1 protein-coding gene and 1 pseudogene are annotated in these 563 nt (G+C 44.4%); one reads left to right on the plus strand and one right to left on the minus strand.

What is annotated here, in order from left to right:
- Positions 1 to 120 (plus strand): annotated as a pseudogene (locus R7040_RS28825) (DUF805 domain-containing protein); the annotation flags it as partial.
- A 40-nt stretch (positions 121 to 160) separates the two neighbouring features.
- On the opposite strand, the gene R7040_RS28830 reads toward R7040_RS28825, so the two are convergent.
- The gene (locus R7040_RS28830; protein ID WP_318097945.1) at positions 161 to 517 is read right to left on the minus strand and encodes a DUF3135 domain-containing protein; all 357 of its coding nucleotides are present in this window, start codon (positions 515 to 517) and stop codon (positions 161 to 163) included.
- Between the last annotated feature and the right edge of the window lie 46 nt (positions 518 to 563).

The raw sequence follows: 563 nt of genomic DNA on the forward strand, positions 1-563 counted from the left end.
TCAACGCCACAGCTGTTCATTGCTTCGGTTTCATTAATTTGTGGGCTTGGGATTTTGATTGAGTGTGGTTTTTTGAAAGGCACATCAGGCCCGAATAAATACGGTCCTGAGCCACAGTGATTTATGAATGTGGGAGTCTGCCTAAGGTGTGACTCTCACATCAGTAGAAATCGTTTCTGTTGAAGGCGACTACGTTGTCTGTTTTAACCGACGTCGCTTTTCCCTGTAATGCTTCTCTGAACTTTGTGACTTGTTTTTGTAGTTCATTCATTAGCACGCCGTTGGTGTGCTGAGGGTTTTTACAGTTGCGAATCACACGATCAATATGGCTTTGCTGAGCCCATAAGCGTGGTTGCATCGTTTCTGAGGCGCTTTCTATCATTTCTTTTGCCATCTCGTGGCGAAATTGTTCAAAGCCTTCTGGATCGCTTTCGGCCATCTGAACCAGTTCATCAAATGAGGGCAATACTTGCGTTACGTGAGTATGTAGAGTTCTCATCCCTTTCTCCAAATCCATATGGATACTCGTGTTCAATACTACAAGCGTACACCACAGGAATCAG

This window comes from Vibrio sp. 1069, from assembly GCF_033340555.1.